At 69.7% G+C, this 23,458-nt stretch carries 21 protein-coding genes; 8 read left to right on the forward strand and 13 right to left on the reverse strand.

The window, feature by feature from the left end:
• Positions 1-274 precede the first annotated feature (274 nt).
• Both IEY55_RS27715 and IEY55_RS27720 read right to left on the reverse strand, forming a co-directional pair.
• A complete protein-coding gene (locus IEY55_RS27715; RefSeq protein WP_229686818.1) occupies positions 275-1,861 on the reverse strand; it encodes a hypothetical protein in 1,587 nt (528 codons plus the stop codon).
• A gap of 166 nt (positions 1,862-2,027) precedes the next feature.
• On the reverse strand, positions 2,028-2,429 hold the full coding sequence (locus IEY55_RS27720) for a VOC family protein (protein ID WP_189061518.1): 402 nt from the start codon (positions 2,427-2,429) through the stop codon (positions 2,028-2,030).
• Between the two features lie 269 nt (positions 2,430-2,698).
• Between IEY55_RS27720 and IEY55_RS27725 the strand changes: the two genes are divergently transcribed.
• From IEY55_RS27725 to IEY55_RS27735, 3 genes are all read left to right on the forward strand, one after another.
• The gene (locus IEY55_RS27725; protein ID WP_189061519.1) at positions 2,699-2,956 is read left to right on the forward strand and encodes a hypothetical protein; all 258 of its coding nucleotides are present in this window, start codon (positions 2,699-2,701) and stop codon (positions 2,954-2,956) included.
• Positions 2,957-3,096: 140 nt separating this feature from the next.
• On the forward strand, positions 3,097-3,246 hold the full coding sequence (locus IEY55_RS27730) for a hypothetical protein (RefSeq protein ID WP_189061520.1): 150 nt from the start codon (positions 3,097-3,099) through the stop codon (positions 3,244-3,246).
• Positions 3,247-3,473: 227 nt separating this feature from the next.
• Positions 3,474-4,079: a snapalysin family zinc-dependent metalloprotease gene (locus IEY55_RS27735; protein WP_229686819.1), complete on the forward strand. Its 606-nt coding sequence runs from the start codon at positions 3,474-3,476 to the stop codon at positions 4,077-4,079.
• Positions 4,080-4,136: 57 nt separating this feature from the next.
• Here IEY55_RS27735 and IEY55_RS27740 read toward each other — a convergent pair whose 3' ends face one another.
• Positions 4,137-4,658 carry an SRPBCC family protein gene (locus IEY55_RS27740; protein ID WP_189061521.1) on the reverse strand — a complete coding sequence of 174 codons (522 nt, stop codon included), beginning with the start codon at positions 4,656-4,658 and terminating at the stop codon, positions 4,137-4,139.
• A 490-nt stretch (positions 4,659-5,148) separates the two neighbouring features.
• Between IEY55_RS27740 and IEY55_RS27745 the strand changes: the two genes are divergently transcribed.
• On the forward strand, positions 5,149-5,613 hold the full coding sequence (locus tag IEY55_RS27745; RefSeq protein WP_189061522.1) for a hypothetical protein: 465 nt from the start codon (positions 5,149-5,151) through the stop codon (positions 5,611-5,613).
• A gap of 178 nt (positions 5,614-5,791) precedes the next feature.
• On the opposite strand, the gene IEY55_RS27750 is transcribed toward IEY55_RS27745, so the two are convergent.
• Complete coding sequence (locus IEY55_RS27750) at positions 5,792-7,081, reverse strand: metallophosphoesterase (RefSeq protein WP_229686820.1); 1,290 nt, start codon at positions 7,079-7,081, stop codon at positions 5,792-5,794.
• Between the two features lie 256 nt (positions 7,082-7,337).
• On the opposite strand from IEY55_RS27750, the gene IEY55_RS27755 reads away from it, so the two are divergent.
• Positions 7,338-8,252 (forward strand): spermidine synthase, encoded by a 915-nt coding sequence (locus tag IEY55_RS27755; RefSeq protein WP_229686821.1) that lies wholly within the window; start codon positions 7,338-7,340, stop codon positions 8,250-8,252.
• A gap of 5 nt (positions 8,253-8,257) precedes the next feature.
• On the opposite strand, the gene IEY55_RS27760 is transcribed toward IEY55_RS27755, so the two are convergent.
• From IEY55_RS27760 to IEY55_RS27770, 3 genes are all read right to left on the reverse strand, one after another.
• Positions 8,258-8,836: a response regulator transcription factor gene (locus IEY55_RS27760; protein WP_229686822.1), complete on the reverse strand. Its 579-nt coding sequence runs from the start codon at positions 8,834-8,836 to the stop codon at positions 8,258-8,260.
• Positions 8,837-9,421: 585 nt separating this feature from the next.
• Positions 9,422-9,796 (reverse strand): excalibur calcium-binding domain-containing protein, encoded by a 375-nt coding sequence (locus tag IEY55_RS27765; RefSeq protein WP_229686823.1) that lies wholly within the window; start codon positions 9,794-9,796, stop codon positions 9,422-9,424.
• A gap of 210 nt (positions 9,797-10,006) precedes the next feature.
• Positions 10,007-10,483, reverse strand: coding sequence for a hypothetical protein (locus tag IEY55_RS27770; protein ID WP_189061523.1), 477 nt, complete (start codon positions 10,481-10,483; stop codon positions 10,007-10,009).
• Between the two features lie 216 nt (positions 10,484-10,699).
• On the opposite strand from IEY55_RS27770, the gene IEY55_RS27775 reads away from it, so the two are divergent.
• Positions 10,700-11,470 carry a VOC family protein gene (locus IEY55_RS27775; RefSeq protein WP_189061524.1) on the forward strand — a complete coding sequence of 257 codons (771 nt, stop codon included), beginning with the start codon at positions 10,700-10,702 and terminating at the stop codon, positions 11,468-11,470.
• Between the two features lie 179 nt (positions 11,471-11,649).
• Here the strand turns inward: IEY55_RS27775 and IEY55_RS27780 are convergent, their stop codons facing one another.
• The 6 genes from IEY55_RS27780 to IEY55_RS27805 are packed head-to-tail and all read right to left on the reverse strand — an operon-like array spanning position 11,650 to position 19,369.
• Entirely contained in the window at positions 11,650-12,651 is a 1,002-nt protein-coding gene (locus tag IEY55_RS27780; RefSeq protein WP_189061525.1) for a cytochrome P450, read from the reverse strand.
• Complete coding sequence (locus tag IEY55_RS27785) at positions 12,597-12,851, reverse strand: hypothetical protein (protein ID WP_189061526.1); 255 nt, start codon at positions 12,849-12,851, stop codon at positions 12,597-12,599. Before IEY55_RS27785 ends, IEY55_RS27780 begins: the two co-directional genes overlap by 55 nt.
• A gap of 36 nt (positions 12,852-12,887) precedes the next feature.
• Positions 12,888-14,114: a cytochrome P450 gene (locus IEY55_RS27790; RefSeq protein WP_189061527.1), complete on the reverse strand. Its 1,227-nt coding sequence runs from the start codon at positions 14,112-14,114 to the stop codon at positions 12,888-12,890.
• The gene (locus IEY55_RS27795) at positions 14,098-14,781 is read right to left on the reverse strand and encodes a transmembrane-type terpene cyclase (RefSeq protein ID WP_189061528.1); all 684 of its coding nucleotides are present in this window, start codon (positions 14,779-14,781) and stop codon (positions 14,098-14,100) included. Before IEY55_RS27795 ends, IEY55_RS27790 begins: the two co-directional genes overlap by 17 nt.
• Before the next feature lie 2 nt (positions 14,782-14,783).
• Positions 14,784-17,603: a thiamine pyrophosphate-dependent enzyme gene (locus tag IEY55_RS27800; RefSeq protein ID WP_189061529.1), complete on the reverse strand. Its 2,820-nt coding sequence runs from the start codon at positions 17,601-17,603 to the stop codon at positions 14,784-14,786.
• The gene (locus IEY55_RS27805) at positions 17,594-19,369 is read right to left on the reverse strand and encodes a ubiquinone/menaquinone biosynthesis methyltransferase (protein ID WP_189061530.1); all 1,776 of its coding nucleotides are present in this window, start codon (positions 19,367-19,369) and stop codon (positions 17,594-17,596) included. The genes IEY55_RS27800 and IEY55_RS27805 overlap by 10 nt, the downstream gene beginning before the upstream one ends.
• 401 nt (positions 19,370-19,770) lie before the next feature.
• Here IEY55_RS27805 and IEY55_RS27810 point away from each other — a divergent pair, with 401 nt between their 5' ends.
• Together IEY55_RS27810 and IEY55_RS27815 are read left to right on the forward strand one after the other, a co-directional pair.
• A complete protein-coding gene (locus IEY55_RS27810) occupies positions 19,771-20,961 on the forward strand; it encodes a cytochrome P450 family protein (RefSeq protein WP_229686824.1) in 1,191 nt (396 codons plus the stop codon).
• A 158-nt stretch (positions 20,962-21,119) separates the two neighbouring features.
• Positions 21,120-23,405 carry a (Fe-S)-binding protein gene (locus IEY55_RS27815; RefSeq protein ID WP_189061532.1) on the forward strand — a complete coding sequence of 762 codons (2,286 nt, stop codon included), beginning with the start codon at positions 21,120-21,122 and terminating at the stop codon, positions 23,403-23,405.
• Positions 23,406-23,458: the final 53 nt, after the last annotated feature.

Below are 23,458 nucleotides of genomic sequence, written 5' to 3' on the forward strand. Positions count from 1 at the left end.
CTTTCTGACCTTGGCCGCCGCCCTCACCTGCTACAAGAGACTCACCAAGTGAGACACGCTCTTAGCGGTCGATGCTTGTCCAGAAGTCGCACTTGTGCTCGGCACCGAAGTCGACCTGCTTCATCCCGTCAGTTCCCGGTGCCAGCGACTGGACTTCCGGGAACCGTGGCCACGCGGGAAGGCCGGCCCCATTCGGATCGCCCGTGGCGGCGAATTGGCTCCCGCGGGACCCACCGGGAGTCCTGTGGGGAGCGGGTGGGCGCTGTCCATCGACTCAGGACCAGGGGTGGAGGTTCGGGGCGGCGGGGACGCTGAAGCCGCGGGTCATCGCGGCACCCCAGTCGCGCCAGGGCGGGCACGGTGGTGGTGGCCGGCCGTCGAGAAACCGGTTCACCTCCTCTCGAATCGCGTCCGATTTCGGCAACTCCGTGTGCGCGACACGCAGCGGGCACGCGTTGTGCTCGACGGGCAGCCGCCACCCGGACGGCTGCAGCGGCAGGTCCGCCGCCGCATGCAGGGCGATCGCCCGCACACCGGGCGGCAGCGGGCGAGCGAAGATCGCCGGCGGTGTGCCGGGATCCCCCAGCGTCGCCCGGGTGGCGGGAGCGTCCGGCTCGACCAGGGCGCCGAAGTGGTTGGCAGCCCACATGAACACCCGAAGCAGATCCCCGGCCACCTTGCCCGGGGCGTTTTCCCCCGGTGGCGGGTAGCCCTGGATGCTCTCTTGGAACGGCCCGTTGAGGATCAGCACGTCGACCTCGGGCGCCATGCCGTCCGCCACCGCCATCCACACCACCCAGGCCGAATGGGAGTGCGCCATCACCCGCAGCGGCCGCGGAAGTCCACGAACCTGCTCGGCGAAGACCGCCGCCTGCTCCTCCATCGGCCGCCGCGTGTGGTGGGCCTCGAACGGCGCCCCGGTCCGGATCGGACACTTCGCGAACCCGCGCGGCTGCCCGTCCCCCGGGCCCTTGTACGAGTAGTAGTACATCTGCTCGCAGGTCAGCCCGAAGTGCTCCGGCCGTGTGTGGAAGACGGCACCGTGGCCAGACGATGAGCTGATCCCCGACATGACCATCAGCGAACCCTCCCGCGCCGAAGGCGGGGGAGGGGGCTCGTGCTGACGGGTAGCCACGAACGCGCTACCCGCGGCCAGGAACGCAACCCCCGCCACGGCGAGACGAAGAAGCGCCCCGGATCGCGGTGGCCGGCTCAACAGCCAGATGGTCACCCCGGTAGCCAGTGCCGAGATCGGCACCAAAATCACCGTGGAGCCCGGCCAGACGTCGGTGGCCACACCGAGCAACACGACCACAGCGCCGTACGGCAGCAGGATCCCCACACGGAGGCCCCCTCGCCAGGTCCGCGTCAACGCTGTACGCATCCGCGTGCTGCCCTGCCAAGGGACCGGACCGGCGAGTAGAACGAGTATCGCTACCGAGGCCACCACTATCCAGAACGGCCGGGCGTACAGCACCGCGAACGCGATGTAGTCGACCTCGGCGGCGATCAACATCGGCAGCAGCAGAACGCCGTAGAACGACGCGGCCAACCGCACCCTTCGCCAGCTGAGCCCACCGAGCATCACAGCCATCACCAGCACCCGCAGCGTGAGCACAAGCGCCAGAAACAGCACGAAGGCCGGCACGGAAGTCGCCCGCGTCAGCAGCACCCGCAGGTCCGCGAACAGGTCCAGCGGTGGCAGCGCAACCAGGTGCGGCAGCCCGGGCCACCGCGGCAGGACGTTCGCCCACGCGAGCACGGTGACCACGACGGCAATGGCGGCCAGCGGCAGCAGCTGACGCACGGCGACGCCCTGGGCCGGCTCAGCGGAAGGCGGCCTCAGCCGGTGCCTGCCCACACACCACTCCTTCCCGACTCCGAAACCGGCAACGGGCCGCTCACCCACTCAGGGGTATCCGGGCGCGCAACGAGTACACGCGACCCGCGTGGCAACCCGTCTCTGCCGTACCCGATCGCCATCCCCGCGCCCAGCCTGTGAAGCCCCTACGTCGTCGAGCATGTGGTCACGGGTGGTTCTCGCGCCAGAACAGCTCCAGCTGGATCCCATCCGGGTCCCGCAGGCACAGCACGGCGCCGTAGGAGCGATCCACGACCGGCCAGTGTCGCACCCCCTGCCCGGCCAGGAACGCCTGCCACGCGTCCAACGCCTCCCGTGTGCCGGCCCGGAAAGCCAGGTGGTCCCCGCCGGTGCGCACCGGGTCGAACTCCTCACTCCGGTTGGCGTCGTGTGCCTGGAGACAGCGCACCCTCCCCGCGGCTCGGTGCAGCATGACCACCTCGGACCAGCCCGCACCGGGCGGCCGCTCGAAGGTGTCGAACCCGGGCACGTCGCGATACCAGCGTTCACTCCTCGCAAGGTCGCGCACACTCAGCGAGACGTGGGAGATCCCCAGGTGCGCCGGCATGGCGCGAGTATTCCGCCCCCAGGAGCTGGAATGCGGTCCCTGCCACGATCTTCCCCTGAACAGGGCGTCCCACCAGGTTCCCCTTGTCCAGGAACCTGTGCTGCAGGTATGGGGGCGGTGGTCGTGGCCGCGCGGGCCGGTTGCCGATGCGGCGATCGCGGTTCTGGCCAGCGTGTTCGTGGTCACGGCGGCGCTTCTCCAGATGCGCGCCACCGGCACCTCGTGGCGGACGCACCAGCTCTGCTGGCTCCCGATCGCCGTCGCGTCGGGTGCGTTGTATCTCCGGCGTCGAGGCCGCGCGGCAGACCATGGAGTCCGTCGCCGTCCTGCTGGACAAACAGCTGCTCGCGCACCTCGCGGGCGCCTCCGCGTTCACGGGCCTGATGCTGTCCGCCCTGACCCCCTGGGGTTACTTCCGCTACTGGTGGGTGTTCGCCAGGTTCGCCCCCACGTTGTCCAGCTCTATCTCGGAATCTTTCTGCTCGATCCGAGAGTTCCGCTCCGTGGTGGGCTCGCCGGGTTGCTGATGGCGTCGGCGATCGCCTTCCGAGCTTGGCTGTCCATCGCGAAACCATGGAAACGCATCCCCTGGGCGAACCGCGGCGAAAAACCGGGAAAGCTGCCGAGCGGGTCGAACCCATGTTTGCCTTCTGCTTTGGTGGTGCCGATGATCGACTATGCGTTCGGTGCCGTCGTGTCCGGTGTGCTCTCCCCGATGTTGTCGCTGGTGACCGCGGTCACATATCCGTTCGTGTGGGTACGACGACTGTGCGCCACCACCGCGAAGGACGCCCGAACTCCCGCTCGGGCGGGCTAACGGGACTGCCGGTACGGTTTCCCGCCGGGCCCGCTACCTTCCCGCGCATGCGCGTGTGTGCCTGTTTTGCGTGTTATGGTCGATCGTTATGGGGCAACGCGTTGACTCCCCCGAGATCGGCTGAATAGGGTCCGTTGTCGGATGATTCGCGTCGAATCTTCCACTGCCGCCGCACGTATTTGTCCGTTTCGAGTGCCATCGCTGGTGGCTCGCGGGGGAGATCAATCGTGTTCGTGCGGAAGTTTGCGCGCCTCATCGTGGGCGCTCTGGTCATGATGCTCGCCATGGTGGGGGCGCAGGTTGCCGCCGCCAATGCCGCCCCGGAGGTCCCGGCGGACGACACCGTCGCGGCCCGCACCCTCTACTACGACGCAAGCCGCGCCGCCGAGTTCGTCGACGTCGTGCACAGGGCCGCGGAGATCTGGAACAACAGCGTCCGCAACGTCCAGCTGCAGCGCGCGCAACCGGGCCGTCCCGTCAACATCGTCGTCTACGCCGACAACGGCTGGCCGCGTGCCCAACCGACCAGCCTCGGCAACGGCCGGATCTGGATGGGCCGGCAGGCGGTGAACCAGGGGCACGACCCGACCCGGATCGCCGCCCACGAGCTGGGCCACATCCTGGGCCTGCCGGACAACCGCACCGGCCGCTGCTCCGACCTGATGTCCGGATCCAGCGCGCCGGCCTCCTGCAAGAACGCCCAGCCGAGCCCGCAGGAGCGGGCCCAGGTCGAGCGGAACTTCAGCCGCGGTGCCGTGGCACCCGCGATGGCCGCCCGGTACGCCGAGGACCGCGACTACACCGCGCTGGCGAACACCGCCCACGCGGCCTGAGCACATCGAGTGGAAGCCTCGACGGCCGGTACGCCGTCGAGGCTTCCACTTGTCACGTCAGGAATTCTCGGCCGCGGCCTTCAACCGCGCCACGGTCCGTCGGATCCCTTCCTGCAGCATCTCCCTACGTCGCTGCAGGACCTCAGGAGCGCGTTCCGGCCCGGCCTTCTCGAGCGTGGCCCGCAACGGCGGCGGCACCGACCGCATGCGGTGCCGCTGGGTGAGACGGCTGGAAGCTCCGTTCGACTCGATCTCGAAGGACCAGGTCAGGATCTCCCGGTCCGCAGGACTGGCCAGCACCACCCAGGTGAACCGGTGCGGGTGTTCGGCCGACACCACCTCGCACTCGGTGGTCCAGGTTTGCTCCCCCACCTTGTTGTGGCCGTGGAAGCGGGAGCCCACGCGTCCCGGCTCCCCGCTGATCCACTCCCCGCCGGTGCACTCCGGGCTCCACTCGCCCATGCGCGTAACGTCGCTGACGAGTGTGTAGAGCCGCTCGGCAGGCGCAAGGACCTCGGCCGACGCGCTCAGTTCCCAGCTCGTCGAGAACAGCGTCGAGAGGTTGGTTTCCCCAGTCATACCGGCGATCCTGCCAGACCGCAGCGACAAGGTCGGGTCACCGAACAGCGTCGTGCGGATCACGGGCGGCAGAGAAGGGAATGCGCGGCACACCGCAAACCCACCCCGGACGCTGCGCTACCGCGGTGAAGGACGGGGTGCCTCGCGGCGCCGAATCGAGCCAGTTGCCAGGAGTTGAGGGCGATGCAGGGCACCATGTGTTGCGCTGGATGGATGAGATCCATCCAGCCCCGCATGGACCCGGTCCGGGGCACCCGTTTCGCTGGTTCGCGGGGCTGGATCAGCTGACGGCCTGGGAGGCGGATCGGCCGGCTGGGCTGCGGCTTGACGGAGTGGGCCGATGACCGGATTGACACCGTGTCTATATCACTCGGTCGAGCTGTTTCCGGCCAGACGGGTTAATGCTGGACCGCCGGACCGGCGATGGCATCTCTGGCGGCTCACGCCCCGTCATCGCACACCGGCGGTGCGTGTCCGGCAAGGAGGGAACGTGCTTCGACTGCCCAGGTTGCCGAGACCAAGCCTGTCCGCGGGCGCCGCGCTCTCCGTGGCGCTGGGCTTGGTCGTCGGGCTCGCCATCGGTCAGCGGGCCTGGCGGGACAACTCCGACCAACTTGAGGGCCTGCCCCCGCCGTCGGCCGGGCCGAGCGTCGCCGACGCCGACGGCCCGCCGATGGACTATCCACCGGTTCCGCGGCCCGGGGAGCCCCGCAGGTCCCCCTCGACCATCGGTGTGACCCCGACGCCCGGCCGGTCCGCCGCAACCGACGAGGACACGGCCGCCCGCGGGTCCGGGCACGTCGACCCGGTCGAGCACCGGACCCCGCAGGACCGGGCCGGCAGCCGTTCGCCGTCGGGGTCGGCCGTGCCCACGGCCCCGTCGCGGCCGTCGACGAGCAAGCCGGCACCGAGCCCGTCCTCGAGTGCCGACCCCTCGGCCAGCAAGAAGACCTGACACCGGCTGGCCGGGCGGTAGGCCGGCGGAGCGGTCCCACACGGCCGCCGGCACAGCCGTGCGGCAAGTGGGCGCCGCGCGCCCAACAAGCGCGAGCCCGCGCCACGAGGCGCCGAAGAGCGCCCCGGAGTTCCTCCGGCGACTCTCGGCCGTCAGCGCGGGTCACCCGAGGCGGCCGTCACCCGGCCGCCAGCTCGACCAGCGTGACGTCCGGTGGCGCCCCGACCCGCACCGGCGGCCCCCAGAAGCCCACACCCCGCGTCACGTACAACCAGGTGTCGTCGATCCGCCCCAGTCCGGCGACCACGGGTTGCTGCAACGGCACCGCCAGGTTGAACGGCACCATCTGCCCGCCGTGGGTGTGCCCGGACAACTGGAGGTCCACGCCGTGCCGGACCGCCTCGGCGACCTGGACGGGCTGGTGCGCGAGCAGGACGACGGGACGGTCGTCCGGCCGCCCGCCGAGCGCCAGGTCGAAGTCCGGGCCGTCGTTGACGCTGCGCCCGACCAGGTCGTTGACGCCGGCCAGGTCGATCACGCCGGAGCCGTGCCGGATCTCGGTGCGCTCGTTGCGCAGCGGGTGCACGCCGAGCCGCTCCAACTCCCGCAGCCACGGCTCCGCCCCGGAGAAATAGTCGTGGTTGCCGGTGACGAAGAATGACCCGTGCCGGCTGGCCAGGTCCTGCAGCGGCGCGGCCGCGGGGCCCAGGTTCTCCACCGATCCGTCGACCAGGTCGCCGACGACCGCGACCAGGTCCGGCTCCAGGTCGTTGATCACCCGCACCACGCGCTCGGTGTGCGCTCGCCCCAGCAGAGGACTGAGATGCAGGTCGCTGACCACCGCGATCCGCATCCCCGCCGCTCCGGGGTCGAGCCGTCGCAGCGGCACCGTCACCCGCTCGACACGGGGTGTGCCGAGTGCGGATCGCATGCCGAAACCGACGATCCCGGCGGCGGCGAGCCCGGCCACGGCCGCGGTGGACCGGGCCAGAAACAGCCTCCGACTGGCCTCGCCCGCATCGGGACCGGGCTTCTCGGGCTCGGCGACGGGCCGCTCCGGTTCGGTTGGCTCGAACCCACCGATTGTTCCGGGCCCGCCCGTGCTCACCGGCACCGGCACCGCGGCCGGTTCGCTCGCCATGCTCCGCGACCGGATCCTGCGAAGGAGGAGCCACCGGGGCAGTTCCAGTACCACAAGAATGAGCAGCAGGTAGAAGACGACTGCCAGCCACAGGTAGCCGGGCCACGCCACGAAGCGGCCCACATCGGGCGGCAACCTACGGGTGAGCGCTGCCGCAGCAATGAGTAACACCCACAACACCACGAGTGCGCCAGTGCCGACCCGTCGCCAGCGTCCCGGGGCCATGGTATCGCGGATCAGCCGTTTCCAGAGGTACCAGTGGATTCCGCCGCTGACCAGAGCGACGACGGCGAGAAAAACCAATGACGGGAGCACAGGTACAGTCAACAGGCTTTCCCTGACCTGCCGCACGTCGAGGTTTTGGCGGTAGACCTCGGCCCGTTGCCAGCCCCGGGATGAGCTGCCAACGTCCGAGCCGGATCCTGCTGTGCAACCTGCCACCCGGCCACGCGCGTCACCCGACCGGCAGAATGGATCGAATCCTGTTCGGGTTCTCGGCCAGGTAGTGCCGGCCGCCGTCGCGGCCGTGCCGCGCGCCGATCCGTTTGCCGGGGCCCGCGAGCACGCCGGAGAGGAGTGGCGAGTGACCAGGACTGACCAGGTGCGTTGGGTGCGTGACGACCTCGGCGGTGGCCTGTCGGATCTGTGGCGGATCGACGATGTGTTGTGGGAGGGAAGGACCGAGTTCCAGCACGTCCTGGTGGCCCGAACCGGGCAGGGGACAACCCTGTTCTGCGACGGCAATCCGCAGAGCACGGAACTGGGGCAGCTCGCCTTCCACGAGGCGCTGTCCGTCCCCGCCCTGTTGTTGGCCCGCAACGCCCGCTCGGCGCTGATCGTCGGTTCCAGTGAGGGCGTGATTCCGCAGATCGCCGTGTCTGCCGGCATCGGCCGTGTCGACCATGTTGATATCGACCGCGAGTGCGTCGAGGTGTGTGCCGAACATCTGCCCTTCGGGTTCACGCCGGATGAGCTTGCGGCTGCGGAGAAGCGCGATGGGGCGGTTCGGTTGCACTATGCGGACGGACTTGCCTTCGTCCAGCAGGCCGGTGCCGAGGGCACCCGCTACGACGTGGTCGTACTCGACCTTCCGGAGGAACACGAGGACAACGAGCGGCAGCACAACCGGCTCTACAGCGCGGACTTCCTGGCCGACTGTCGCGGAGTACTCACCGAGGGCGGTGTGCTGGCCGTGCAGATCTGCCGCCCCGCGCTCACCGGCGGCGGACTGGACCTGGTCCGGCCGCTCGCCGCGGTGTGGGAGAGGTTCGACAAGGTCTTCGACACCACGGTGTACTTCCGGCACGACGAGCAACCGTGGGGTGTGATTCTTTTCGGTGTTCGGGATGCCTTGGCCGACCCGGTTTCCCTGATGATCGAACGGCTGCCGCGGCTGGCATATCGGCCGGGGACCCTCGACGCCGACACTCTACGCAAGTGCGCGGTGCCACCGCTGGCGTTTCGCCGGTCCCGTGCGGTAACGCAGTCGGCCCGCTGAGTGACTCAGCGGTCGTCGTCATCGTGCGGGTAGTCCCTCGCCTTCGTCACCTCGACGTCGAACAGGTGCGGATTCCCGGACAGCACCGCAACCATGGCCGCGCGGGTGGAGACCCCGAGCTTGGCGAAGATTCGCCGCAGATGCGTGGACACCGTGTAGAGGCTGATGTCCAGCACCGCCGCGATGGTTCGGTTCGTGTGACCGAGCCCGACGAGCCGGGCGATCTCCAGTTCCCGCGGGCTGAGCAGGGCGGCCAGCCGCTCCGGTGCCGGCTCCGGACGCAGCAGCAGGCATCGCACGCCCAACTCGATGCTGTCGAGCATGGGACGTTCCCGGTCGCTCCGCACCCCACCCAGCTCCACCACGCGGCGCACCAAGGCACGGATCAGGTGCCGAACCATGTCGTCGTCGGCGATGTCCGCCGGACGGTTGCGGCTACATGGTGGGCCGGGCGAGTTTGTCCCGGTGACGGGACGCGTGACATTTGCCGCACCGGCCAGGTGTGCCGGATGACGAGCCATCGACGCGACCGGGGTGACCACCGGCCTACCGGGTGCGGTGTCCCCGTCGTCGGCCGGTGACATCCGGGCTGTTGCTCGATCCGCCATTCCGGCCCCCAGACGCGTGTCCCTACCGATCCCCGAAGCCGGGCCGAGGGTCACCGCCCGGCAGGGAGAACGGAGAGGACGACGACACCGTAGACCAGCTCCGCTACAAGGAAAGAGAAAAATTGGGTGTAGCGCATCGCCAATCTGTGTGACAGGGGTGGCCGTGACAGGTTGCTGCCGGTCTTCCCGGTTACGGAACGCACCTAATGGTTTCCCGGCCACTCGGCCACTCCGGTGTCAGTGGCCCTTCAGGAACACCTCCGAAGCGAGATGTCGCTGAACCACGGTCGGCGCCAACCCTCGCCTATTCACCGGGACGCGACTTGTCCACAGTTCCCGACCGCAACGTTGACCTGCGGATTTCCTGATCACTACGCTCGACCTGGCTCGCGAGACCCAGGGCGGGCGGCCGGGGCGTGCCCACCCACCGGCGCAGAGAGCGAGCGTCATCGCCCGGGCTCAGTCCGGCCGAGCTGGCGGGAACGGCTGCCCGGCAACAGGGCGGACGCCAGAGCTGCCGGGACAAGCCAGCCGTTTGTCGTCGGACGAGCACGATCCCGATTACTCGCACACCTTCCCGTCGTGATCACGGTCGAAGTACCAGTCGTACTCGGGATTGACGCCTTTGTAGTAGGGGCCGTAGCCGTTCGCCTTCGCTTCCTTACAGGTGCGGAACCGCGGATCCAACGCCCGTTCGGCGGCTGTTGGCGCTGGTTTCCGTTGTTCGGCCTCCGGCGTCGGGGGTGCGGGCGGTGGCGGCGGGGGAGGAGCGGGTGGTGGGGATTCGGGTTTCGTGATGGTGGTTGTCGTTGTGGTGGTCCCGGTGGTGGTCCCCGGGGCCACGGTCGTCGTGGTGGTGGATTCGACGTTGGGTCCGGCGGGGGCGGAGCCGTTCCCGCAGCCAGCAATGAGCATCAACAGAGCCAGACCCGTCATGACACGGCCGCCGATGGCGGCGCGGGTTCTTCGACTGGACAAGGCGATGAGGTTCCCTTCCACGACCGGGTTCGGAAACATCCGGTTGAGCGATGGGCAAGATCACACCGCAGTGTAGGCGCGCCCGGGCCACCAACCACCGCCCTGTCAAGGAAGTGGGGACATGGTCGGTGGGACGCACCCCCTGCTGCGGTTGGCAGTGTGGTCCAGTCAGGGAAGTACCGCCTGCGGTGGGAGCTGGAGGGCGGGAATGGGCACCCGGAGCCGCTCGGCCTCGCGGACCGCACCACTGGCCAACTCCACCGCGCGCCCGATGAGCTGCGAGTGGTCGCGCGATTCCGCGTGCTCGAGCGCGATGGCGATGTGCATGTCGGCGTCCTCGGGGTGGCCGTGCATCGCGGCCAGGACGGCGCGCAGGATCGTCCGGTCCGCCGGGGCGGCGCGGTCGACCGGCACCGGGCCGTTCTCGTCGGCCAGGTGGAGCTTCGCGGTGGCCGGATCCCCGTGCGCACTGACGATCCCGTTGAGCAGCCGGCCGGCGTACCGGACCAGGACGGCCAGCAGCAGGCACATGTCCTCCCGCGGGATGTGCCCGTCGGAGTCCCGCAGCCGCAGCAGGGCGCCCACCGCGGCGTCGAGATCGCCGCGCCGGGCCGCGGCCACCATGGCGGCGGCCACCCCCAGCACGGAACGACGGTGTGCCCTGTCGTGGTCCACAGCCGATGCATACCCCTTCGTCAGTGGGTTCATCGTGACAACGCGCCGCGTCTTACTGAGCCGGGTTACCTCAATCGGGTGCTGCTGGGGTTGGTGTGGTCTCAGCGTGGCCGTGTGGTGTCGGGCCATCCCGCTAGCGTCGCCGCGTCGATTGAGGACTCGAACCATTGATCAAGAGAGGCTGTCGTGGCGGATGTGACGAGCAGGTATCCGGTCGGTGCCCCGTGCTGGTTCGACATGACCGTGCCCAACCGGGCAACGGCCGTCGAGTTCTACGGCGCGGTGCTGAGCTGGGACGTCGACACCACCGAACACTACGGATTCTGCCGGGTTCGTGGGCGGGACGTGGCCGCCGTCGCCGAACCCTTCGAGGGGGAAGCACCACCGGCGCAGTCGAACTGGGTGGTCTACCTGGCGACCGACGACTGCGCCGGCACGTTACGGAAGGTCGAGGAGCACGGTGGGCGGGTGATACGGGAGCAACTGGCCGACAACTGGGGCACGATGGCGATCGTCGAGGACCCCACGGGCGGGATCTTCTCGCTGTGGCAGGCAGGTGAACACCTGGGTTCCGGGGCGTTCAACGAGCCGGGGGCACCCTGCTGGAACGAGATCGCGACCCGGGACGTCGCACGCGCCGTCGACTTCTTCACCAAGGTCTTCGGTTACGAGGCCGAGGCACTCCCCGACGGACCGTTCGACTACACGGTCCTCAAGGCCAACGGCGAGCCCGTTGCGGGTGTCTACGGTGGCCAGGGCCGGGTCAGCTCCGGTCACGGGGCCTGGCTCACCTACTTCGCCACGAACGACACCGATGCCGCCTCCCACACCGCGGTGGGGAACGGCGGCCGGGTGCTCGGGGAGCCGGAAGACACCCCGTTCGGACGGCTCGCCATCCTCGCCGACCCGTTCGGTGCGCACTTCGCCGTGATCAAGCTGCCTACCGGCCAGGCGTAACGGCGGAGCGTGGCGGCTCCGGCCCAAGCGGCGAACGGCCCGTCACCCCGGGGAAGCGGTGTCCCGTGGTTGGCCGGGAAACCGCTTGGCGCGCCCAGAGTTCGTCCGTCACCGCCCGAAACCAGTCCGGGCGGTGACGGACGACGTGCCTCCGGCGGCAATTGCCCCCGGTGCGGTCGTTACCAGCGAACCGGGATCTCGCGGAAGCCGATCGCCACGCCGTAGGTGGTCTGCCGCAGGTCCTCGACCGGGATCGCGAGCTCGAGCTTGGGGAAGCGGCGGAGAAGACCGTCGATCGCCGCCCGCAGGGTGTGCCGGGCGAGGGCGTCGGCGAGGCACCGATGCGGGCCGTGGCCGAACGCCAGATGCGGGTTGTGCGTCCGGCGCACGTCGAAAGTCTCCGGTTCGGGGAAGTGCTGCGGGCACATGCTCGCCGCGTGCGTGGACACCAGGACCAGGCTCCCGGCCGGGATCCGGACCCCACCCACCTCGGTGTCGACCTTGGCGAACCGCATCGGGCTCCCCACCGAGGTTACCGGCGGGTAGAACCGCAGGATCTCCTCCACCGCGGTCGGGACCAGCGTGGGCTCCTCCCGGAGAACCGCGAGCTGCTCGGGGTTCCGGAGCAGCGCGACGGCGCCGAAACCCAGCTGCACGCTGGTCGTCCCGTGCCCGGCGCCCAGCACCCGTGCGGCCAGGTCGAGCACGGTGTCGGTGTCCACACCCGACCCGCCGCGGCCGGCCGTGAGCTCGGTGAGCAGGTCAGGACCCGGCTCGGCCAGCTTGCGCTGCAGCTCCTGGCGCAGGTCGCGCAGCATCTCCTGCCACACCCGGACCCCGCGTTCCAAGAAGCCGCGGACGAAGCACCGGGTGGCCTCCTCGGTGGCCGCGGCGAACCGGTCCGCGGCCGCCGGTGCAAGGCCCAGCAACGCGCAGCTCACCCGCACCGGCAGCGGGTGGGCCAGGTGCTCGCACAGGTCAACGGGCAGTGGCTGGTCGGCCACCCGGTCCAGGAGCTGGTCGACGATCCGCTCCAGGGTGGGGGTGAGCACGGCCACCCGGTCGGCGGCGAAGGCCGGCACGAACAACGCCCGCAGCCGGGCGTGCTCGGGACCGTCGAGCACGCTCAGGCCACCGGCCGCGGCGAAGATCGGCGGCAGGCCCAGCGCGCCGAGGTCCACTCGCGCAGCGGGGAGACACCGAACCGCGGGTCGGACAGCACCTGCCGGACCTCGGCGTACCCGGTGACCAGCCAGGCCGTGCGTTGCCCCATCGGCACCTCGACGACCGGCTGCTGGTCGGCCAGCCAGGCCAGCGTCGGCACCGGGTCCATCCCGTACGGGCGCGCCGTCAACAACGTCCGCGCATCCTGCTCGATCATCCCGCGCCCCCGTCCCGCCCCTGTCGCGTCTGGCCCTCACCAGGAGACCGGCAGCTCCCGCACGCTCATCCCGATCAACCCACCGTGCCAGCGGAGATCGTCCAGCCCGACCGCCGGGCGCAGTCCGGGCAGCCGGCCGGCGAGGGCACGGTACGCCTCCTGGAGGTCCACCCGGGAGTGGTGCGCGCCGAGGCAGTGGTGCGGGCCGTGGCCGAAGCCGAGATGGGGACGGGCGTCGCGGGTCACGTCGAACCGTTCCGGGTCGGTGAAGACCGCGGGATCGCGGCCGGCCGCGGCGATCGGGGCGAGCACGGCCTCGCCGGCGGCGATCCGCACCCCGGACAGCTCCACCTCCCTGGTGGCCAACCGGAGCAGGCCGTTGTCGCTCGGCGGCGCGTACCGCAGGACCTCCTCCACCACCCCGGCCACGACGGCGTCCGGGTCGGCCGTGAGCAGCGCCCACTGGTCGGGGTGGCGCAGCAGCGCGAGCATGCCGCGCACCAGGCTGTTGACCGTCGTGTCGTGCCCGTTGAGCAGGAGCCCGAAGCTCAGGGTGAGCAGCTCGCCCTCGCTCAGCAGGTCGTCGACATCCCGCGCGGCGATCATCTGGTCCAGCAGGTCGTGCGGGCGCTCGGGCCGCTCCGCACGCCGAGCCGCGACAAGGTCGGCGATGTAGCTTCGCGCGGCGGCCAACGCGGCGCCGACCTCCTGCGGTGGATAGGCGCCGATCGAGACGATCTTCCGGGCCCAGTCGCGGAAGAGCTCCCGGTCAGCCGGCGGCACGCCGAGTAGTTCGCAGATTCCCCGGAGCGGCAACGGGATCGCGATCGCCTCCACCAGGTCGGCCGGCGACCCACCGGCCACCATGGCATCGACGAGTTCCTCGGCGATCGCACGGGACCGCGGCCGCCAAGCCTCGGCGGCGCGCACGCCGAACACGCCACGCACGATGCGGCGGAGCCGCGTGTGGTCCGGCGGATCCAGGTTGAGCAGCCCGGTGGGATCGTCGGAGATGTCCGGGCCCGGCGCCATGCGGGGTGTGCCCGGGACGGTGAGTGCCCTGCGGCTGAATACCGGGTCGGCGTACACGCGGACCGCGTCCGCGTGCCGGAGCACCAGCCAGGCGGTGTCCCCGCTGGGGAGGCGGACCCGGGACACCGGGGAGCTGGCGCGCAGTTCCGCGTACCGCGGGGTCACGTCACCGTGCTTTCCGGGCGGGAACGGGAACCTCGGTGGGTCCGGCTCGTCAGGCGGCTCGCTCATGGGTTTCCTCGTCTCGGCCGGGCTTCCCGGTCGCCTGCCGACGCGCACGGAGCACAGCGATCAGGTAGATCACGTCATACACGAGGATCGTGACGAAGAGGAAGGGCAACAGAACCGAGTCCTCGTACGAGGGTTTCGGTGGATGAAGCGCGAAAGCCAAGGAGGCCATTCCCGTGCCCATCATCTTGCACAGCGCGATGGACGCCGACTGGCCGCGCAGCGAGCCGCGCGCGTGGAGCATCATGAGGAACGCGCCGGACATCAGAAGGTTCTGGCCAAAGGCCGCACGTGCGCCGAAAGGGTCGTCGAACTCGTCGCTGACGAGCATCACGGTCGCGCAAGCGGTCGCTAGGCCGAGTGCGAACATTCCGTAGAAGACCGAAGCCCGCAGGCGCGGGAACTCCCGCCGTCCGTAGGTCAGTGCCTGCACGACGATCACGACGTCGAAGGTGAACCAGAGCAGGTTGCTGGCGAAGTTCAACTTGTTCAGTCCCGGGTCGTCGTGCGCCGGCGGCCGAACGAAGGTGTAGACGAACTCCCAGGAGATGTTGGCCCACAAGGCGACGAGGGGGATGCCGTAGGTGCGGTCACGGTGTCCCTGCCGGATCGCCAGCAGGTACGTGGCGGTCCAGAACAGGCCGCCCAGGGTCTGCAGCGTGGCGTACACCGTCACCCCCGCCCCGGAAACCGGGCGGGCTCATGTTCCGGGTCACCGCCGCGCACCGCACGTACCGCCTCCCTCGCCAGCGCGAGCAGGAACGCGATGGTCTGGGTGGTGGTCCGCCCCCGCTGGCCCAGGGCGGGAACCTCGTTGGGCTCGCACACCGCGTCAATGAGGCATGGCCGGCCGTGCCCGCGGGCAACCCGCAGGGCCGCGCGCAACTCCGGTTCGGTGGTCACCCGCCACGCCGGGATGCCGAACGCGCGGGCAGCCTCGGCGAGGTCCCCGTTGTACAGCGCGGAGGCGTGCTCCGGCCAGCCCATGATCTCCTGCTCGAACCTGATCGCACCCAGCTTCCCGTTGTTGAACACCACGACGATGACGGTGTGGTCCAGCTCCGCGAGGGTGGCCAGCTCACTCATCGTGATGGCCAGACCCCCGTCCCCCACCGCGGCGATGACCGGGCGATCGTCGGCGATCGGTGCGAGTGCTGCCGCGGCTGGAACGGCAAATCCCATGGTGGCGAAGGAACTGGTCCAGACGAAGGTTTGGTCACCATGGAAGTACCGGTAGATCCAGAAGGTCACCAGGCCGACGTCGACTGTGACGACCGGTGAGCGGCCGCCTACCTCATCCACAATGGACATTGCGATCGCCGATGGTTGCAGCGCGGCCGTCCTCCGGTACGGAAGCGTGGTTGTGCGACGTAACCAGGCCAGATGCTCTGCGCGTCGCTCCCGGACGAACGCCTGTCGCGCACTCGGCAACGAGGACCTACGGTTTCGGAGTCGATCGAGAAGGTGCTTCAGGGTCGCCCGGACGCTGCCGTGCACCGGGAGTAACGGGCGGTCTGTGGCGCTGAACCGGAGCGGATCGTGGTCCACCTGGATCAGCAGGAACCTTCCGGGCAGGTCGAACGCGGAGGAACCCCGGGCTGAGACACCCAGCGCGAGTAGCACGTCGCAGCCACGCAATGTGCTGTCCGCCGAGCGATGTCCGGAAGAGCCGATCCCGCCGGCGACGTGGGGGTGGTTGTCGGAAACCACGCCGCGGCCCGGCATGGTCGTCACGATCGGTGCGCCCAGCAGGGTGGCCAGCTTCGCGACGTCCTCGCCCACCCCGGTCGCCCCGCGACCGACGAGGATGGCGGGGCGACGCGCGCGGGACAGCACCGCACAGACACGGTCGATCGCGGCGGTGGAAGGCAGGACCTCCGCACGGGGCGTCGATCCAGGCCAGCTGGGGCAGCTTGTGCTCTCCTCGTCCAGCAGGTCCGGCGCGACCTCGAGATAGGCCACGCCACCGCCGTCCACGACGGTCCTGACGGCCGCGACCGCGTCCTCCCAGGATTCGGGTGCTTCGGTCAACCTCGCGCAGTGGGCGATTCCACCGAGCAGTGCGGCACCGTCGACATGGTCACCGCGATTGACACCGAGTAGGAGCAGAGGCGCATTGTCGTAGGCGGCGTCGAAGACACCGTTGACCTGGAGCAACAGATCGGCAGGGCCTACCGCGACGGCAAGAGCCGGTTCCCGTGCGAACTTGCCCACGGCCGACGCCATGAGAGCGGCGGACTCCCCATGTCCCGTTTCACACACCCGAAAGCCCGCAGTGTCGAGGTTTCCCAGTAGGAACCGGGCGTCGGTGAAACGGCCGTATGCCCTGCTGATCCCGGCCTTGGCGAGGAACATCGCCAAGGCATGAGCGACCGTGTGCTGCTCCGACCGTTGGACCTCGCTTCGTTGGTGCTCCTCCGGACTCCTGGTGACGACCACACTCGGGCCACGGACCCGCTGCGCGATGCACAACAGATCCGGCAGGTCATCGAGGTTCGCGGCGTTACGCACGTCGACACCGCCCGCGCCGGCCATCCGAGCGATGTCGAGGTGGCCTCCGTCGTCGAGACAGACCAGTAGCAGCGGCATCCGATATCGCTGCGCGGTGAGGAGTTCAGGGATGAAGTCCGGAACGAGGCGGGCGGTGGTGATCCCGACGACGGTCCGGGTCGGTTGGGCGAATGCCGCCCCGATCGCCGCAGGCAAGGCGTACCCCGAAACATCGAGGCCGGAGGAGATCACGGTCCGGCCCTGCGAGGCGAGGACGAAGAGGGTGGGATCAGCATGGAGTTCGGGCTCGACCGCGAGAATCGTGTCCCTCGGCAGCACCCGTTCCATGGCCCACAGCACCGCTGCCGGCACCTGCCTCGGCGTCGGAGCGGGTGGCTCGCTGACGGGGCCGTGCGTGCGGGCGGGCGCCGTCACGGTGGGAGACCGCGGGTACCGGCTGGTCGGTGCTGGTGCGGCCAGGATGGTGGAGGGACAGGCCAGATGGGATGGGGCACGCCCCACCAAGGCCGCGTTCACCGCACGTCGGACCAGGACACGCTGCGCCGGGGAGGTGATGAGCCGGTTGTCCGGGCAGGAGTCGGCGAAGAGCCGGACGCTGTCGATCTCCTGGAACGCCTGGCGGCCCACCTGTTCGAGGGGCACCTGTCCGGAGATCGCCAACAAAGGAACCTGGTCGACAAGCGCGTCGTAGGTGCCGAGTAGCAGGTGGGCCGCGCCTGGCCCGGCCGTGCCGAGGCATACACCGAGCCGACCGGACGCCTTGGCATAGGCGGACGCCATCAACGCGCCGGCGCCCTCGTGCCGCACGGCGACGAACCGCACGCGTTCGTGCTTCCGTAACGCATCAACCAGCGGGTTCACCGACTCCGCCGGCATACCGAACACGACGTCGGTGCCGACCTGGTCGAGCTCGTCCACCACGTCGTCGGCGAACCGCCGTCGGCCCAGCAGCTCTGCGTAGACGTGCTTGTTCACCTGCATGCCGCCTCCCCCGGACACTCGGCGACGTGCAGCACCGCGATCCCGCCGGTCAGTGCATGCCGGCGGTAGGCACGGAAACCGGAGTCGACCAACAAGGACCGAACTGCGTTCGCCCCCCGATAGCCGAGGATCTCGACACGGAGGTGCCTGTAGGCGTCGAACCTCCGGGCCCGGCCCAGCGCCGCCATGATCGTGAGTAACCCCTTGTAGAAACGCCGGAGGAACGGTTGTTCCGGGACGGCCAGCTCCAGCACGGCAAGCTGCCCACCGGGCCGGAGGACCCTCCGGATCTCCGCGGCCACCAGGGACCGATCGGCCATGTCGTCGATGGCGAACGCGACGCACACGGCGTCGAAGGACTGGCCCGCCAGTGGGAGTGCCGCGGCATCCGCCCGCAGCAACCGCACTCTGCCGGCCAGACCCAGCCGGTGGATACGCCGCCGCCCGACGGCCAACATCGCGGAGTTGAGATCGCATCCGACGACACGCATGTCGGTTCGGCGCCGGGCCAACGACACGGCGAGGCTGCCGGTCCCGGTCGCCAGGTCGAGTACGCAGGCACCGGGCGGAAGTCGTAGCGCATGGGCGGTGAAGGCACGCCATCGGCGATCCTGACCGAGGCTGAGCAGCGAGTTGAGCGTGTCGTAGTAGCGGGCGACCCGGTCGAAGAGTCGCTGCGGTGTGCGTGGCCGTTCCGGCAGCTCGGCATCCACCGCGCGTCGCGAGTCCATGTTCGTCATGTCGCTGGTCACCAGGATGATCGCGGAGAGCAGGACGGCTGCAGCGCTGGTGATGGTGGGGAAGGTCAGGACCAGCACCGTGGCCAGGAAGGCGCTCGACAGCACCATGTCCACGCGCAGGACCTCGTTGCCGTGCGGACCATCGCCGGCGCGCACGAGCCGGACACACTGCACGAGCACGACCGGAACCCAGAGCATGGCCAGCAGCGAGCGCATCGGGACGGCGCCGGTGAGCGCCAGGAGCGGGTAGCAGAGGTAGGACGCCACGGTCGCGGCGGACGCGGCCAGCGCCGCACTCCCCCAGGAAGGGAAGAACGTGGCCGAGGTCCGCAGACCCGCCTCGCGGTCGCCGTAGTAGTCCGGCACGTTCTTGAACAATCCTTTCGCGACGAACCACGCGAGCAGGAACAGCAGGACTGACCAGATTTGGGCGTCCGGCCAGCGCGGCCCGGGTGGAACCGCGAACCAGCCGATCAGGAATGGGCCGACCACCGCTTGGGCGAAGACGTAGAGGCCGAGTACCGGACGGGCCTTCATCCGCAGCGGCCGGAAGGAGTATTGGTGCAGTCCGATCAGGCCGATCACCACGAAGAGAAAGAAATCGATTCCGTAACATAGCGCGGAGCCCGCCATGAGCACGTTCAACGCGACGAGCACGCCGCGCAGCGTCGGCAGGCCCAGTCGGTAGAGGAGGAAAACCCGACCGGGCAGGTTGCGGCTGTCCTCCGCCACATCGGTGTAAACATTGTGCAGGTTGCCGGAAAAACCGACCAGGAAGGCCAGTACCGCGCCCCACACGGTGCCCGGGGTCAGCTCGCCACCGACCTGGCCGAGGGCCAGGGTGTAGGCGAGCAGGCCCGGGATACAGGTCCGGGGGCGGCCCAGCATGACCAGGACGCGCGCGGCCTCGCCCAGTGCTGGCCGCACCCGGCGGGCGTGCAGCAGCTCGGCCTGGCGGGCCGGGGACAGTGCCGTGAACGCCGCGAGGGTGAGCTGGTCGGCGGCCAGCTCGTCGTGAGCGGTCACCGGGCCCGCAACCCGGCCGGCGGCGGGGGGACGACCCGCGTTGGCCGGCGGTTGCCCCCGGGCGGGTACTGCTCGCCCGGCCTGGTGCGTGCGGCGCCCAACAATTCCGCCGAATGGTCCATGGCTCCCCCTCCAGATTTCCTGGAATTTCGACGACGCCAACCGGGCGAGCTGCGTCGTCACCCGGGGGTAAAAACGAGGGCGGGCGGCAGGGATTCTTACGTCAAGATCCTCGAAACGGGTGAGTGCGACGGCAATCCTCCATTGGGATGTGAGTCCGATCACATTGAGGGGCGGCCGGGTGAAACGTAATATCGCCCCTCGCTCGGTGGGTAATATGCAGGGGGCGGTGAATACGCCGGATGGCGCAGGATCATGGCGCGGGTCAGGGTAACAATGGTGTGTTCACGCCGGAGTTCGAGGCGAACCCGCATCCGATATATGCGGTGCTGCGGGACAAAGACGCGGTCCACGCCATCGGGCTACCTTCGGGAAAACATGCCTGGCTGGTGACGCGGTACGCGGACGCGCGAAAGGCCCTGGCCGACCCGCGACTTTCCACCGACGTGCGGCGGTTCGGCCACCTGGACGCCTTCGCGCTCGTGCCCGCCGACCTCCGCCGTGCGATGACCAGCCACATGCTCAACGCGGACCCGCCGCACCACGCCCGGCTGCGGCGCCTGGTGGCCGACGTCTTCACCCCGCGGCGGATCGAGGCGATGCGCCCGCTGGTCGAGCGCCTCGCGGCCGACCTGCTGGAGGGCATCGACCCCGATCGGGCGGACCTCGTGCGCGACTTCGCGGCACCCCTGCCCGCCGGGGTGCTGTGCGAGCTGCTCGGCATTCCGGCCGCCGACCAGGACCGGTTCCGGGAGTGGTCCACCGTCATCGTGGCCGGCCGGCTCGCCGCCGACCGGTTCCCCGCGGCCGCAACGGCCATGTACCACTACCTGCGCCAGCTGCTGGCCGCCAAACGGCGGCAGCCCGCCGACGACCTGTTGTCCGAGCTGGTCGCCGCGCGGGTCGAGAACGACCGGCTGAGCGAGGACGAGCTGTCCTCCATGGTCTTCCTCTTCCTCGTCGCCGGCCAGGAGACGGCCGCCAACCTCATCGGTACCGCCCTCTACCTGTTCCTGCGGCATCCCGACCAGCTCGCGCTGCTCCGCCAGCGACCCGAGTTGCTGCCCGAGGCCATCGAGGAGGTGCTGCGCTACGAGAGCCCGGTGGAGATGGCCACCCACCGGTTCGTCGCCGCCGACCTCGAACTGGGTGGGCAGGCCATTCCGGCCGGCGACGTCGTCCTCGTCGCGCTCAACTCGGCCAACCGCGACGGCGACCGGTTCGACGACGCCGACCGACTGGACCTCGCCCGGCGGGACAACCCCCACCTGGCCTTCGGCCACGGCGTGCACTTCTGCCTCGGGGCCCAGCTGGCCCGGCTGGAGGCGCGGGTCGCGCTCGCGGCTGCGCTCGACCGGTTCGCCGAGCTCAGGCTGGCCGTTGCCGACGCCGAACTGGTGTGGCGACCGGGCGTGCTGCGGGGGCTGGTCGCGTTACCGGTCCGGCTGTGCCCCCGCGACCTGGTCGACTGAGCGCAGCCTTACCACCTGCAGCGCTCCTGACCTGCGATTAGTGTGTCGGGAACGGGGTGCTTCCGGGTGATCCAGGTCATTGCCGGCAGCTTGGTTACCGGTGAGTAATATGGCGTAGTCTCGCCCAGCAGAACGTTCCCGGACAGGAGGCCGCGAGCATGGGTGCCCTTCAGGTCGCACTGGGGCTGACCGGCGTCGCCCTGAGCGTCGTCGCCTGGGGCCTGTTCTTCTCAGGCGTGGTCCGCATGGTCCGGATCATCCGGCTGGGCCAGCCCGACCCCACGCGCAACGGACCGTTCCTCCCGCGCATGGCGACCCTGATCAAGGAGTTCGCGGCGCACACCAGGATGAACAAGTGGCGGCACGTCGGGCCGTGGCACTGGTTCGTGATGTGGGGCTTCATCATCGGCTCGGCGGTGCTGTTCGAGGCCTACGGCGAGATCTTCGTGCCCTCGTTCCACTGGCCCATCATCGGCGGCTGGTCGGTGTGGGCCTTCGTCGCCGAGGTACTCGGCGTCGGCACGGTGGTCGGCGGCACCGCGTTGATCATCGTCCGCCAGCTCAACCACCCGCGGCGGTCCGACCGCCAGTCCCGGTTCGCCGGCTCGAGCTTCTGGCAGGCGTACTTCGTCGAGGCCGTCGTCGTCATCGAGGGCCTGGGCATCCTGGGCGTCAAGGCGTTCAAGGTCGCCAGCGGCCTGGAGACCATGCCGTTGTGGGCGAATTTCGTGACCAACCCCGTCGGCCACATGCTCCCCTCGAGCACCAACTGGGTGTCGGTCATGGCGTTCATCAAGCTGGTGTCCGGCATGGTGTGGCTCATCGTGGTCAGCCGCGTGCTGACCATGGGCGTGGCCTGGCACCGGTTCAGCGCGTTCTTCAACATCTACTTCAAGCGTGAGAACGACGGCGACGTCGCCCTGGGCGCGGTCAAGCCGATGATGAGCGGTGGCAAGCCGCTGGACTTCGAGGAAGCCGACCCCGACAAGGACGTCTTCGGTGCCGGCAAGGTCGAGGACTTCTCCTGGAAGGGCTGGCTGGACTTCACCACCTGCACCGAGTGCGGCCGCTGCCAGTCGCAGTGCCCGGCGTGGAACACCGGTAAGCCGCTGTCGCCGAAGCTGCTCATCACCTCGCTGCGGGACCACGGCTACGCCAAGGCGCCCTACCTGCTGGCCGGTGGCCGCAAGGACATGGCCGGCGACGAGGTCGGCATCACCGGCGAGGGCGCCGAGGCGCGGCTGGCCAAGATCGACGCGCTGGCGCTGGCCGAGGCGGAACGGCCGCTGGTGGGCGGGCCGGACGAGCTGGGCGTCATCGATCCCGAGGTGTTGTGGTCCTGCACCACCTGCGGCGCCTGTGTGGAGCAGTGCCCGGTGGACATCGAGCACGTCGACCACATTGTCGACATGCGGCGCTACCAGGTCCTCATCGAGTCGGACTTCCCGACCGAGCTGGGCGGGATGTTCAAGAACCTGGAGAACAAGGGCAACCCGTGGGGCCAGAACGCCCGCGACCGGCTGGCCTGGACCGAGGGCCTGCCGTTCGAGGTGCCGGTGTTCGACGGCGAACTGGCCGACGACGTCGAGTACCTGTTCTGGGTCGGCTGCGCCGGTGCCTTCGAGGACCGCGCCAAGAAGACCACCCGCGCGGTGGCCGAGCTGCTGCACATCGCCGACGTCGAATACGTGGTTCTGGGCCCGGAGGAGACCTGCACCGGCGACCCGGCGCGGCGGGCCGGCAACGAGTTCCTCTTCCAGATGCTGGCGCAGCAGAACGTCGAGGTGCTCAACTCGGTGTTCGAGGGCCGGGAGCGCGCCAAGCGCAAGATCGTCGTCACCTGCCCGCACTGCTTCAACACCCTGTCCAACGAGTACCCGCAACTGGGCGGCGAGTTCGACGTCGTCCACCACACCCAGCTGCTCAACCGGCTGGTGCGGGAGCGGCGGCTGGTGCCGGTGTCGTCGACGGCCGAGGACGTCACCTACCACGACCCCTGCTACCTGGGCCGGCACAACAAGGTCTACTCGCCGCCACGCGAGCTGGTCGGCGCGACCGGTGCCCAGCTGCGGGAGATGCCGCGGCACGCCGACCGGGCGCTGTGCTGTGGCGCCGGCGGCGCCCGGATGTGGATGGAGGAGCGCGTCGGCAAGCGGATCAACCTGGAGCGGGTCGACGAGGCCCTGGGCACCGCGCCCACCAAGATCGCGACCGGCTGCCCGTTCTGCCGCGTGATGATGACCGACGGCGTGACCGCACGACAGAACGAGGGCGTGGCGCCGGGCGGCACCGAGGTCCTCGACGTTGCCCAGCTGCTGCTGACCGCGGTCAAGCGTGGCCAGGACGGCCAGGTGACCACGACCGACGCCGCATCCGGGGACGGTACCGGCGACGAGCCCGGTGACGGAGCGGGCAAGGTCGCCCAACCAGCCACCAGCGAGTAAGCAGATTCGGGCTGAAGGGGCCCGGTCGTGCGCCCGCACGACCGGGCCCCTTC

The organism is Longimycelium tulufanense (assembly GCF_014645795.1).
Classification (GTDB): Bacteria; Actinomycetota; Actinomycetes; order Mycobacteriales; family Pseudonocardiaceae; genus Longimycelium; species Longimycelium tulufanense.

Bases quoted from the DNA above. Each gene is read 5' to 3' on its own strand.
- IEY55_RS27720 (WP_189061518.1), bottom strand. From the start codon at position 2,429: ATGCCGGCGCACCTGGGGATCTCCCACGTCTCGCTGAGTGTGCGCGAC.
- IEY55_RS27730 (WP_189061520.1), top strand. From the start codon at position 3,097: ATGATCGACTATGCGTTCGGTGCCGTCGTGTCCGGTGTGCTCTCCCCG.
- IEY55_RS27760 (WP_229686822.1), bottom strand. From the start codon at position 8,836: ATGTCACCGGCCGACGACGGGGACACCGCACCCGGTAGGCCGGTGGTC.
- IEY55_RS27815 (WP_189061532.1), top strand. From the start codon at position 21,120: ATGGGTGCCCTTCAGGTCGCACTGGGGCTGACCGGCGTCGCCCTGAGC.
- IEY55_RS27785 (WP_189061526.1), bottom strand. From the start codon at position 12,851: ATGATCGAGCAGGATGCGCGGACGTTGTTGACGGCGCGCCCGTACGGG.
- IEY55_RS27800 (WP_189061529.1), bottom strand. From the start codon at position 17,603: ATGCAGGTGAACAAGCACGTCTACGCAGAGCTGCTGGGCCGACGGCGG.
- IEY55_RS27740 (WP_189061521.1), bottom strand. From the start codon at position 4,658: ATGACTGGGGAAACCAACCTCTCGACGCTGTTCTCGACGAGCTGGGAA.
- IEY55_RS27765 (WP_229686823.1), bottom strand. From the start codon at position 9,796: ATGACGGGTCTGGCTCTGTTGATGCTCATTGCTGGCTGCGGGAACGGC.
- IEY55_RS27790 (WP_189061527.1), bottom strand. From the start codon at position 14,114: ATGAGCGAGCCGCCTGACGAGCCGGACCCACCGAGGTTCCCGTTCCCG.